The 13215-nt window shown below is 33.9% G+C and carries 10 protein-coding genes; 2 read left to right on the top strand and 8 right to left on the bottom strand.

Going from position 1 to position 13215, the window contains the following annotated elements:
• Positions 1 to 91: 91 nt before the first annotated feature.
• On the top strand, positions 92 to 1657 hold the full coding sequence (gene guaA / locus I2C87_RS03465; RefSeq protein ID WP_048691204.1) for a glutamine-hydrolyzing GMP synthase: 1566 nt from the start codon (positions 92 to 94) through the stop codon (positions 1655 to 1657).
• 366 nt (positions 1658 to 2023) lie between these two features.
• Here the strand turns inward: guaA and I2C87_RS03460 are convergent, their stop codons facing one another.
• The 7 genes from I2C87_RS03460 to I2C87_RS03430 all read right to left on the bottom strand — a co-directional run bounded on the left by I2C87_RS03460 (position 2024) and on the right by I2C87_RS03430 (position 10913).
• Positions 2024 to 2323 (bottom strand): hypothetical protein, encoded by a 300-nt coding sequence (locus I2C87_RS03460; RefSeq protein ID WP_195323965.1) that lies wholly within the window; start codon positions 2321 to 2323, stop codon positions 2024 to 2026.
• A 53-nt stretch (positions 2324 to 2376) separates the two neighbouring features.
• Complete coding sequence (locus tag I2C87_RS03455) at positions 2377 to 3486, bottom strand: hypothetical protein (protein ID WP_195323964.1); 1110 nt, start codon at positions 3484 to 3486, stop codon at positions 2377 to 2379.
• Between the two features lie 52 nt (positions 3487 to 3538).
• Positions 3539 to 4246 (bottom strand): hypothetical protein, encoded by a 708-nt coding sequence (locus tag I2C87_RS03450; protein ID WP_195323963.1) that lies wholly within the window; start codon positions 4244 to 4246, stop codon positions 3539 to 3541.
• Between the two features lie 34 nt (positions 4247 to 4280).
• Entirely contained in the window at positions 4281 to 4520 is a 240-nt protein-coding gene (locus tag I2C87_RS03445) for a restriction endonuclease subunit R (RefSeq protein ID WP_195323962.1), read from the bottom strand.
• Between the two features lie 386 nt (positions 4521 to 4906).
• On the bottom strand, positions 4907 to 5482 hold the full coding sequence (locus I2C87_RS03440; protein WP_195323961.1) for a hypothetical protein: 576 nt from the start codon (positions 5480 to 5482) through the stop codon (positions 4907 to 4909).
• Between the two features lie 299 nt (positions 5483 to 5781).
• Complete coding sequence (locus tag I2C87_RS03435; RefSeq protein WP_195323960.1) at positions 5782 to 9030, bottom strand: DEAD/DEAH box helicase family protein; 3249 nt, start codon at positions 9028 to 9030, stop codon at positions 5782 to 5784.
• Positions 9027 to 10913, bottom strand: a complete 1887-nt coding sequence (locus I2C87_RS03430; RefSeq protein ID WP_195323959.1) for an Eco57I restriction-modification methylase domain-containing protein — start codon at positions 10911 to 10913, stop codon at positions 9027 to 9029. The genes I2C87_RS03435 and I2C87_RS03430 overlap by 4 nt, the downstream gene beginning before the upstream one ends.
• A gap of 475 nt (positions 10914 to 11388) precedes the next feature.
• On the opposite strand from I2C87_RS03430, the gene I2C87_RS03425 reads away from it, so the two are divergent.
• The gene (locus tag I2C87_RS03425) at positions 11389 to 12075 is read left to right on the top strand and encodes a DUF3800 domain-containing protein (RefSeq protein WP_195323958.1); all 687 of its coding nucleotides are present in this window, start codon (positions 11389 to 11391) and stop codon (positions 12073 to 12075) included.
• Positions 12076 to 12442: 367 nt separating this feature from the next.
• Here the strand turns inward: I2C87_RS03425 and I2C87_RS03420 are convergent, their stop codons facing one another.
• Positions 12443 to 12829, bottom strand: coding sequence for a hypothetical protein (locus tag I2C87_RS03420; RefSeq protein WP_195323957.1), 387 nt, complete (start codon positions 12827 to 12829; stop codon positions 12443 to 12445).
• Positions 12830 to 13215: the final 386 nt, after the last annotated feature.

The raw sequence follows: 13215 nt of genomic DNA, 5'->3' as shown, positions 1-13215 counted from the left end.
TAAATCTTCAATCCTAGTCAGTCTTGATTGGTAATGAAGGGGCTTTTGTGTTAGAATAGAGGAAAAGAATTTTCTAGAAGAAGGGGAAAAGATGACAAACCTATCAACTGATTTGCATGATGTTGAAAAAATCATCGTGCTTGACTACGGTAGCCAGTACAATCAGCTCATCTCTCGTCGTATTCGTGAGATTGGTGTCTTTTCAGAATTGAAGAGTCACAAGATTACTGCAGCTGAAGTGCGTGAAATCAATCCAGTTGGGATCGTTCTTTCAGGCGGACCAAACTCAGTGTATGAAGAAGGATCTTTCGATATTGATCCAGAGATTTTTGAACTTGGAATTCCAATTTTGGGAATCTGCTACGGGATGCAGTTATTAACTCACAAGCTTGGTGGGAAGGTTGTTCCTGCAGGTGATGCTGGTAACCGTGAATATGGTCAATCTGAGCTTAGCTTGACGGAGTCTTCTGCTCTCTTTGCAGGCACACCAGACAAACAATTGGTCTTGATGAGCCACGGGGATGCTGTTACAGAAATTCCTGCTGACTTTGTTCGTACAGGTACTTCTGCTGACTGTCCGTATGCATCGATTGAAAACCCAGATAAGAAAATCTATGGTATCCAATTCCACCCAGAGGTTCGTCACTCAGTACATGGCTATGATATCCTTCGTAACTTTGCCTTGAATATCTGTGGTGCCAAAGGCGATTGGACCATGGATAATTTCATCGAGATGCAAATCAAACAAATCCGTGAAAAAGTTGGAGACAAACGTGTTCTCCTTGGACTTTCTGGAGGTGTTGACTCTTCTGTAGTTGGTGTTCTTCTCCAAAAAGCGATCGGAGATCAATTGATCTGTATCTTTGTAGACCACGGTCTTCTTCGCAAAGGGGAAGCTGACCAAGTGATGGATATGCTTGGTGGTAAGTTTGGTTTGAATATCGTTAAAGCAGACGCTGCCAAACGTTTCTTGGATAAATTGGCAGGTGTATCTGACCCTGAACAAAAACGGAAGATTATCGGTAACGAGTTTGTCTATGTCTTTGATGACGAAGCAAGCAAGCTAAAAGACGTGAAATTCTTGGCGCAAGGAACACTTTATACAGACGTCATTGAGTCAGGTACGGATACTGCTCAAACTATTAAGTCTCACCACAACGTAGGTGGTCTTCCAGAAGACATGCAGTTTGAACTCATCGAACCCCTTAACACTCTTTACAAGGATGAAGTTCGTGCACTTGGTACTGAACTTGGTATGCCAGACCACATCGTATGGCGCCAACCATTCCCAGGACCTGGTCTTGCTATCCGTGTCATGGGTGAAATCACTGAAGAAAAACTTGAAACTGTTCGTGAATCCGATGCGATTCTTCGTGAAGAAATTGCCAAAGCAGGTCTTGACCGCGATATCTGGCAATACTTCACTGTTAACACTGGCGTTCGTTCCGTAGGTGTTATGGGTGACGGTCGTACTTACGACTATACCATTGCCATCCGTGCTATCACTTCTATCGACGGAATGACAGCTGACTTTGCTAAAATCCCTTGGGAAGTCCTTCAAAAAATCTCAGTTCGTATCGTAAACGAAGTTGACCACGTTAACCGTATCGTCTACGATATCACAAGTAAACCACCTGCAACTGTTGAGTGGGAATGATTTATAAACATGATTTGAAGTGAAATGGTTGATTTAACAGCATTTTCAGTTGTTATAAAAGGTTAAAAATAAATCAAAATTGATTGGTTCCCCACCAAAAATCCCACCAGAAATATTCTGATGGGATTTTTTTATATTAAATTTTATTTTTCTATTATTTGATGATTCGTTTTAATTTCAAAAAAACACCTTTGATCACTTTTATAGTTTCCTTGTGTAAAACTCTTTTCCTACCATTAAATGAGATTATCTAGAATTTGTAATAAATAATGTACAACTAATGCTATATTTTACTAAAAAGTTCATACTCGTAATAAAAATTCTTTACTATCTTTTTAATTAATAAAAAATTTCTAAATCTTAAAATTAAAAATTATAAGAATTTTTTAAAACATCATTAATTTTAATTAAGTCATCAATGCTAGTTTTGGCATTACCATTTACTTTATCAAAAATACGTTCGAGAATTACTTTATTTCTATTAATAATATCATTTCGTTCTTTTGAGCCAATCGATAATCGCTCTCTATTTCCAATAAGTATTGCAATTTCAATGCTTTCAAAATCATCTTTAATAGAATAAAGCTCTTCTTCTGATATTTTATTTAAAAACTCGACTTTGATATTGTGTAAAATTTTTTCATTTTTTCCATTAGTATTGTTCATTTAAATTCTCCTTTAGTTTTTTATTTTCATAATTTAATTGTTATACCAGCATTTTAAAAAATCTTGGCTTTACTAAAATCATTCTTCTCAATATTGTTAACTAAATCTATGCTAACTTGAAATACAATATCAGAGATATATGCTAGAATATCAGCATTCACGTCAGGAATTAAAAATGTAGGATCAACATGTTCACCGTGTAAAAGTTTGTTCCTTCTATGCTGAGCATAAAGAGCAATCAGTTGTAAAAAATTGATTTTGCAAGACTCCTTCTTTTCCTTATATCTTTTCTCGAAGTCATCTAAAACAGAGTTATAATTATCAGTAACTTGATAATAACTCTCTAAGACTTTCCTCAATAACTCTAAAACATATTTGTTCTCATATTTAAAACATTGATTACCTATTATACCTTGGAAGCTATTTTTCTCAACATTTTCACTTATAAGCCAAACAAGAACTAGTTTGAATAATTCATCAGTATTATTTACAAAAAAACTTTCTGAAAAAGAAATTGAATTTGTTAAACTTAACTCAATATTTTTTAATTGTAGTAAACATATTATTGCATCTTTGTCGACCTTTTTATTACCTCTTTTATTAATAAATTTATTGTGAAAAGTATAATAAAAAGTATACATGGTATTAAAAGAACGATAGGCATTGTAAAAATCTTTATTTTTATTAAATAGCACTTGTGAATGAAGAACTCTATATATTACATCCGAGACTTCCTTGTGGCTGATCATTTTAAATAAATATTTAATATTTTCATCAATAACAAAACTATCTGGAAGTGGTGTCACAAATTCTTGAACAAATGGGATAGCAATTTTATTCTTACTACCATCACTAATTTTAATTGATTTAATTTCTATCGGCTGTCTATAAAAATTATAGACATAAAATAATGATGATACTATACATCTTTTAAAGTTGCTTCTTTTTGTTTTCCAACAATTATTTAAATCAATTGCTGTGGTACGTTTACATTCAATCTCAATTTTATTTTTTCTAAATTTTACAGCGTCAGAATATATTTTCGCTTTTTTCTCACCATCTTCTTTATAGATACGATTATGATATTCAAACTCAATATCTTTATTGAGTTCTTTATCATTAACGTTTTCTACATTGTATTCAATAACTATGTTAAATTTCATAAAATTTCTCCTTTTATAAAACTACAGCTAAAAACTATTACAATCTTCATATCTAAATTTTCAACCCTTGCTCATTTAATTGGTGTTTTACAATGATCGAATAATTGTTTTCAATGTTATGCTTTTCAGCATATTTTTTTCTAGCAGTACTTGCGAAGAAAGAGTAGTGATATATTTGATATACCTTATATTTTTTCTCAAGGTTACTAAATCTACTTTGTTCATCTGATAGAAATTTTTTCGCCCAACCTGCAGCTTTCTCTCCTAGACAAATCAAATTAACCTCCTCATAATCTGGAAGCAAAGTAGATATTTCGGTATCCAATTCTCTAACTAATCTTTCTAGAACTTCTTTGTTATTTTTTTCTAAATCATTAATGATTTCTGAAATTTTATTACTTTCACTACCAATTATCGGTAAAAAATCTGTCATATAGGAACCACGTAATTTACTTTTATTGAATGCGGAAGCAAGAAAGTGATCATTACTTCTTCCTTTATTATGGAAATTATTCCAAGGATTAGTAACCTTCTTCTTTCTTGATAAATTGTTTAAATTATTAAGATTGCTTTCTCCGCCAGGATTCATAGCCAAAATCACAAAATTATTCTGTTGTAATTCTTTTTCATACTTATTAAAGTCTATATTTTCCCTGATATCTGTACTTTTAGAAAATCCTTCTTCACCCTTATCATTTTCCCAGATTGCCCAGGAACCTAACCAAGAGTAATCAACCATTTTTGAAATTATGTTTTTCATATTACTTTAATCCTTATTTATTAAATTTATATAATCACTTATACTTCAGCTTCACTTCTTGCATCCAACTTGGAAGAACTTTATTCAATTCCATGTTGAGTTTAAGTTTGTTTCCTGCAAATTGATTTGTTGCTTTAGTTGCATCGAGTGTTTTGACGATATCTTCACGGAATGGAATTTCATCTGGTTTCTTCAAGTCATAAGCTTTTAGTGATTTAGCTAGTAGTAGACTATCCAGTCCCCACTCAGACACAAATTCTTCGACAATATTCATTTATCTGTTTTCCAACCATGCATTGAAGGCTATGTCAACCCAAAAGCTTTATCATCCCAAGAAAACTCGTAATATTGTTTTACTTTACTTAACTACGTTGCTGCGTCGGTGAACGCTTGTCCAAAACGATCCATCAACTTTAATAGAAGACCAATTTGTAAGCTCTTCTAACTCATCTTTTAAATAGCCGAATTTATCAGCCAGTTTAATTACTGCATCAGAATATTTCTTAACCGGAACTCTACTACTTTTTCCACCATTTCGTATTCTGATAAATCATTTATAATTGAAAAAATATGATTTGAATGAAAATACTTGTTTAAAAATTATTTTCAGAAATTAGAATAGAAACCTTTTTAGCATCACAAATTATAAAATTAAAACAACTAAATTACTTCTGAACTGTATATGTTTTTTTGTACTTTAAGATATTCTTTGAGATTAATAATTTTGTCGTTATGATTAGTTTTTCTTTTAGTTTCATTATGATATACATAGTTGTTTGCTTCAGCAAACTGCTCTGTATAAGCCTTAACCAATTCAAATAATTCATCAAGAGAGGTATCTAATTCTAATTTCTTTAGCTGAGATTCATTTTTATTTAAGAAATTTAAAAACTTATCAATATCTTTCTCAGTCAATTCTCCTTTTTGAGCCGTAATTAAATACTGAGTTAAACTCTTTATTAGAGATTTTGATACACTATTCATCTGAATACTACGATAGCCGTAATAACCAACTCCTCCTACAGCTAAAACTCCTGCACCTATTAGTCCAACTTTTATAGCCTTATTGCCGATTAATTTATTTGCAGTATCTTTAGAAAAATCTACAGCTTTGAGATGCTTAATAATCTGTCCCTTATTATTTCTGATAACAGAACCAAATTGTTTGTATATACCTGATTCTAAGCCCTTTTGAATATCTTTGGGTATAACTAAATTAATATTATTAATAACCATAATAAAAACTCCCTTATATAAACTTCTCTTAAATTATACCATCAACAATGACTATTTGACACTAAAATAATATTTTAATTTAGTAAATGTAAAATTACTTAAATATTGTGTAACTAAGATAATAGACTTCGATAAAATGAAAATAAATATTTATATTTTCTGCTTCTGTTTTATTCTACCTAAACAATATTTCAAAAGAGGTCAAGTTAAAACTTGACCTCTTTTTCTATTCACTTCATGTTTTAAATACGAAAAACCTTAGCTCAATTTCGTAGTTTTAATTACAATCAACTAGAATCCTATCCAAAATATTTATCAACCAAATCCTGAATCCTACCTTCTTTGGCAGCAGGGATAGTATCTTCTAAAACAAAGTTCTTTCTACTGATATCTTGGGAGAGATTTCCAAAGATAAAATTCGTCGAAATGTTATAGATAATTTCTGAAGGCGCAAATCCATAAACTTGATTTTCTAGGATATGTTTTAAGCGCTCTTCGGGATTTGGAAATGCATCTTTTAAGCCTTCGCTATTATATAGCCGCTTGACAAGTTCAGCAATATAGAGACCTGACTTCATGTATAAATCAATAAATGTCTTAGATGGATCATCAAAGATTCCTGGGTTTTCTTTTTCAAGATCATCCACCATTCTTTTCACTACTCGTTTAGGAGTGAAAATCTGGTTGGTCTTTTGCGGTGGAATATAGTCAAAGATATCTTCTTTTTGATCTTTTAAATAATCCGCCAACTCCTCTTTCTTGCGAAGAAATTCTTGAATGGCTTCATCGAATGTTGCTCGATCAAAGAGATGGCCTGCGAAATCTTGCCCACCATCTCTCAAATAACGAAATTGGTCAATCGTAATCCCCGTTACTTCATAAAAAACATGCTCAGGAACAAAGGTATCAAAATTATCAAGCGTTAGGGAATGATCACCATAGGCCATGATAAAGCTAGGGATTGTTCGTGCAAAACCTCGAAGATGATCACGAATCTCATCCTGGGCTGATTGTTTCAACTGTTCAACACGTTTGACCTCAACCTGTTCAATAAACTTCTCAGGCATCTTTTCCACTTCTTTTTTGAGTGTTTGTTCTAGTTTTTCTTTGTGAATGAGATTATTTTCTTCTATTCGTCTTTCAAGATCTTCTTGAATCTTATCTTTCTGCTCCTTATCATTTGCTTTCTTGAGCTGTTGCTGCAACTCTTCCTTGATATGAGCTTCAGAAATTTTGCGTTCTATCTCATTTTTTCGAACTTCATTCTCAAATGTTACTGCAATTTGTTTCTTGATCTGGTCTGTTTCCCGAGTTTTCAGATCATATCCAGCTTTCAATTCTTCTACAATTACCGTAGATACTGTCTGGCTCAAGTCATTAACTAGTTGTTTTTGAGTTCGTTCCTCATCTTTTGTGACTAATTCAACAACAGACTGTCCAAGACCATAAATTTTTTCACCAAAAAGTCGCGTTTGTTGATTGATCACGATTTCATGGTCAACAACTGCATTGCCCTCATCATCCACTGTAACATCTGAAAAATCTAGGAAATCAGAAGACGTTTGTAACTTGCCTTCCTTTTCTACTGGTAGTTCATTTAAAATGTCTAGAACGGTTTGACTGGCTTGGAAAATACCACTGATGTTATCAAAAAGGAGATTGGACATAAATCCTCGTTTGAGGACTTCTCTAGCTTTTATCTGACGCGGTATAGTCAGAACTGCCTTAGCATCAATTTCAACCATCTTACCTGCACGGTCTTCTGCTATGACAGGGAAGAAATTTAGTAATTCTCTAATGTTTTCTTCGCGAGTTGCGGAAGTTCCTCCACCTCCTGCAGTTGCAAGTGATAAGTTATTCGCAAACTCATCAAAGAGAATCAGGGTTCTTTCTGGCGCAAAGTCAAATACATAGGCTCTTTCTTTGCGGAAATGATTTCCTTTGCTATCGCTCCATGAGTATGGATTTTGAGCGCGGAAAGCAGCTTGCATATAAAGGGCAGGTGATTTCAAGTTTGATAACATCAATACACCTGTCCAGTCAGGGATAGTGACACCTGTCGTCAATTGACCGACGGATAGGGTAATGGTTTTGTCATTCTCTGCTATCGCTTTTCGAACCAAGTCTAAGGATTTCAGTGTGACCTTATCATCTTCCTCGGACATACGCCCGTCACCAGCAGCTAGAACAATCTTATAGTTTTCATAAATGGGATGCTCTTCTAGTAGTGCTTTTAAGGCTTTAGCTGAGGCCACACGCTCTAACAACCAAAAAGTATGTTTTAGTTCATTTCGAAGTTCTTTGGTTGAAAATGGATATTTTTCATTACTTGATAGAGTATCTAACCAATTTCTGACATCTTGCTCATGGATAAATTTCCCTTTATCATCTGTAGCGAAAAATTCACTCAAGTCAAAAGCATAGTCGATGTTCTCTCCATCAAACTGAGCACCTTTTTCTAACTCCTCGCCAATCATCTGAGACATTTGATAGGTAAAGAGGTTTAACTGGGGCAAGCTTTCATATGGATTTTCCTCTTCTTGCTCAGGTGACCAAGTTGTTTTAGCTGCCTGTTCATCAGCGTAAGACCAGTTGTAGATTTGCTCCTCTGTAAAATCTCCCTTTGCCAATGCTTTAAATGGAGTTCCAGAAAGATGCAAGGTAAAGTTTCGACGGATCTTATTAAAGGCTTGGTCTGTCTTGAAGGTATCAACACCTTCATGAGCCTCATCGATGACTAATAAATCCCAATGCAGGTCTGTCACCCATTTGAGTTTATCGTGCTCCCCTCCTAAATAAACAGAACCTTTTAAGTCTTGAAGGCTGATAAAAGCAAGTTGTCTTACATCATCATCTAAGATATCAAGAAATTCTTTTCGAGATAAGGTTGGACGATTTTTAAGGCTATCTGATTCAGAAACAAACTTGTAAGTCGTTTGACCTGCAATGAATTTTTCAAAATCGTCATACCATGAATTAGCAATGGCAGGTCTGTTGGTTACAATCAGGACATTGACAGCATCCATCCGTCGAGCTAGGTCATAGGTAGATAAGGTTTTACCAAAACGTGGTTTGGCATTCCAAAGGAACTTACCTCCTGGATGATTCTTGAAATAATCTAAGGTCTTAGAAACTGCTTCTTCTTGCTCTTTTCGCAGAGTATAGTCCTGTCCTTGGCCAGGCTGATAACCTGACAAATCATGCTGAACAAACTTATCAAAAAGATCTTTAGATTTCTCTGGTGTCCCATTAAAATAGAACCATTCCGTCTTAGGACGACGTTCTACATCATGGAAAGAAAGGAAATGGTGGAAATCATAGTCTTTAAAAGTCTTTCCTTTATCAGGTTCTTCCGTATAGGCTGCATCACCAGTCCATAGGACATCTGTAGCTATATGAGCAGTATGCGTTTGTTCTTTAATCCGTTGTGTGACATCACGCTCCGTATAACCAATCTTAATCCAGCCTTCATTACTTGTTACCATAGGGGTAGTGTAGGCATAAATTTTGGGATGAATTTCTTTAGAAGTTTTAATTTCTACCATCAATCCATCTCCCTTACATGCGTCTCAATAAAGGTAATTTCCTCAGGGGAAAGGTCATATTTTTGGTAGAGCTGACGGTCAATATCAGCCACTGATTGTGTCCAATCAATGTCCGAATTGACCGTAAAGTCTTGGAGTGGGACGTACTGCCAAGTAGATGGTGGATTATGCTGGGTAATCTTTTTAATGCCTAACATAGCCCTAGCAAATAGTGTTTTAATATATTTAAAACACGCTTCTGCCTCAAACTTTGATTGAAACTCTCCTATAGATACAAACGTCTGAGAATACCCGATAAGGGGTTCCCCGATAAGGGGTGTTGCTAAAACTTCCCCTAGAGCACCACTGCCATTTGATTCAGGAACTAGAACTTTCCATGCTAATAAATTAGGGTGCTCTCTTAAGTAGTCAAGTCTAATAAATTTCAATGCTCTCTCATTGTTTTTTCTTCCCCAAATTTGAGCATATTCTTTATCACAATCTTGTTTTGAATCAAAAAATACTTCTGGATATCTATCAAAAACCATCGAAGAAATTGCTTTTCTATGCGACTCATCAGTTCGTTCTATAAGCTCAGGGTTTTCCTCAAACATTACGTCTGTAAATTTATGGCTGTCTGCTCCATACATAATTTCTGATAAGGACGGTTCCTCTAATTTCTTGACTTTTCTGTAAATACTATCAAGCAGTGGCTCAGAGATAAAAGTCTCTATTGGTTCAAAATCTTTATTCTTGTCATGATAAGTGATGACAACACCGCCTTTAATATCTGTTCCAGGAAAAACTTTATTACTCTTTAATTCATAGAATTTAACTTTTAAATGTCTACTATTTAACATTTTATGATTCCATTTTTTTGGAGTTCCTCCTGTGTTTGCTAGGAATCTAGCTGGGGTCACTAACACAGTTTTATCTGAAACTTTATAAGATTCATCCATAAAGAAATGATAAATAGGTCTTGTTTGAGTGTTTGCCCCTTCAATCTCTTCCTGATAAGGCGGATTTCCTATCACGACATCAAATTTCATTTCACTTTCCTCACTAGATAGGCGCTCAAAACCTATCATTTTATTCTTTTTCCAGTCTTTGATTTGGGTTTTAGATTCTTCTACTTCTTGGACTTCTAGATTATCTGAAAACAAGCTTAGCTGTTGAGCTTGCTCTTGTTTAGCTGAGTAAGGACTGATTTTTTTCAATCCATCCATCTGAAAGACATTGTAGGATATAATAGTCGCAATTTCTTTCTTTTGTTCTAAGGTCGGTTGATTTCCAGTCTTTGCAAGATAGTAGTCCTCGAAGGTCGCTAAAAGATTTTCACGCGCCAAAAGGAGAGAGTCCCCTTGATACTCATAGCCATAGGAAGCACGATAGGCATCTTTTACAAGCTCATAGAAGGTAGCTTTATCTGAAACCTCACGACTAATACGCTGCAATTTTCTATCAACAAAACCAACTCGCTCAGATAATGGAATTTCCTCACCAGTCACGGTATCATAACGCGTTACCATATAAGGTGCTTCGCCACAGGTAATCTCTAGCCAGCGCACTTGGATATAATCTTCAAGATCCAGAGCTTCAAGCTCAGTTTCCACGTAGCCATTTTGCTTTTCAACCAACCAAGTTGGCGTAAAAACTTCGGCTCTAATCTTGGTTCGGTCTTTTTGCTCATACTTAGACTTTTCTGATCGGGGTTGAATCAAGTTTGCATAGGCTCCCGTCACCTTACTTGGAGTGATGCGGTTACTTGGAGCAAATCCCTTTCCCAACAATTCATAAGAATGCGTCGCCCAAACAATATTTTTCTTGGTCGTTCGATCTTTTAAAAGAATTTTTAATAAGTCAGCAGACTCCATAGCCAACTTTTCTTCACTAATATCTATTGCCATAAAGCAACCTTTCCTGTTATTTATTGGAATTTCTACAAAACGTCTACTTTTCTTTTATTAATCTACTATATTTTACCACAAAAACACACTGAGATACTTGTCTCAGTGTGTTTATTTAATTCTATTGTTTTCGTCTCAGTGAGCGATTTTTTCTGTAATAAGTTTTAACCTAATATGTTATAGTTGATGAAATTGTAGATGAGTCAAGAACAATTGTATACTTAATTAGGCAAAAGGATACGGAAAACTTATCAGGTGTAGAAAATGCAGATTGATTTATACCTATGTAAAAAGCCATAAGATTGAGTTTAAAAATACTAAAGTTTTACAAAGGTACAGGAGTTTTTCAATGGTGAGGTTTTGGTGATGTACAGGGCTTTTTATAGAATAAAAAAGATGTAGAAAACATCGCAAAAGTGGAGAATTAAGAGGTTATTATGGTATAATCAAAATAGTATTAAATAAGGAAAAAAAGATGAAAAAAATTTCAATCTTTATAGATGACTCAGGAGTGTTTCACTCCAATCATAAATATTTTGTGTATGCTGGTTTTTGTTTTCTTTCTAACGAGGATAAGACAGCTGCTAAAAAGAAGTATCGCTCGCTTAATTCAAAGATAAAAAAAGAAAAAGGCATAGAGGGTGAGCTTAAGGCGTCAACCATCGAGAAAAAACATAAAAACGCCCTATATAAAGTCCTTAGAAATGAAATTAGTTTCTCTGTGACAGTTGATTTAAAGCGTGTCCATTCAGGCGTTATGAAAGATAAAAAATCACGTCAACGATTTAAAGACTATGCTTTAAGGAGAATAGTAAAAGAATTGTTTAAAAAGTTACTTGAGCAGGGCGCAATAAGTAAAGACGATGACATTGAACTTTATCTAAATATAGACCAGCAAGGTATAGCTACTAATGGTTTGTATGGTTTAGGCGAGGGTATCCATGAGGAGTTTAAATATGGTATCAATAACTTTAACTATGGGAGTTTTTACCCTCCAATTTTAGAGGGGGAATTCATAGTTTATACAAAGTCATGTATATCAGCAAATGACTACCTTATACAAGCTGCTGACATCTTGGCTAATAGAGTTTGGAACTCTTATGAGAAACAGGTCAAAGAGTTGCTAAATATCCCTAATCATATAATTTTAAATTTACCGTAGTTTTTACTTGCCAAAAGTCTGCACGTGGTATAAAATGGAATTACAGGTATAAGTACACTGTTTAAACATCTGAACTGTGATTAAAGCAATTAAGTGTATGTTAAGTACTCCACACTCAGATGGGAAAGCACCGGATGGTGCTTTTTTTTTTTGTAATATAAGAATAGCAAAATAAAAAGCACCTATAACAGGTGCAATTTACTTGCTTACTGAACTCATCGATTTAATTCCCCTTTTTGTTACCCTTTGTGTTTTCTCTACTTATTTATAGAATGAACTTTGGTAGAAAACAGGGCAAAAAACAGAGCAGGCTTAGGCCTGTTTTTATATACCTTTTAATGGGAAGATAACAAAATGTTATCTTTGACTATTCATAGTCTCTTAATTCACCTTTTTTATACTGTTCAACCAATTCCCATAGATTATGAGTAGTTAAATCTGGTACAAACGTATACCATTTATTAGCCACGAACAACTCAACTAACATATCAATTGCGTATTTGAAATTTAAAATCTCATCCATTTCTGTAATACTATAATACAGTTTATCATGGCAACAGTGATAAATAATCAAATTCAACCTATCTTCAATGAAATCAAACTCTAGTTCTTCTACTTCGCGCAATAATGTTAGATAAAAATTATATTCATCACGACAAAAATTAACAGTAACATCAAAATCCGCACCTGTTTCAATTTCAATATTTACAGTATCTAAAATTTTTTTACATAGATAATCTTTATAGACATTCATATTTGTTCTCCTTTTTTTGTTTATTGAGTTTAAAAATAAATTGAATGATGCCAATGTGTGGAGGGCCAAGTTCATAAACTAGGCCTGTAATAAAAAAAACATATGCTCATACATATGTAACCTCCTTTTTTTCTCTCTATATATAGCTTGCCATAATTTTCAAAATAAAAAAATAAAATATTTAAAAAACTGATAAAGGTATTGTTTACTTCTAATTTTTTTGTAGTTTTTCCTCTTTCTCTCATTTCTAATTTTTTGCAATTCTGATTTTTCTGTGTGTTTAGCGTTGACAGAAACGCATGTGTAAGTCACGCTAAACACACAGTACTAGGTAAAAGTGAATAACGTAAAAAAATCTTATCCTGATTTTTTTATTTTATGATTTA

The organism is Streptococcus sp. 1001283B150225_161107_H12, assembly GCF_015552665.1.
Classification (GTDB): Bacteria; Bacillota; Bacilli; order Lactobacillales; family Streptococcaceae; genus Streptococcus.
The sequence above is the reverse complement of the archived record's forward strand: the minus strand, read 5'-3'. Positions and strand labels throughout refer to the sequence as shown.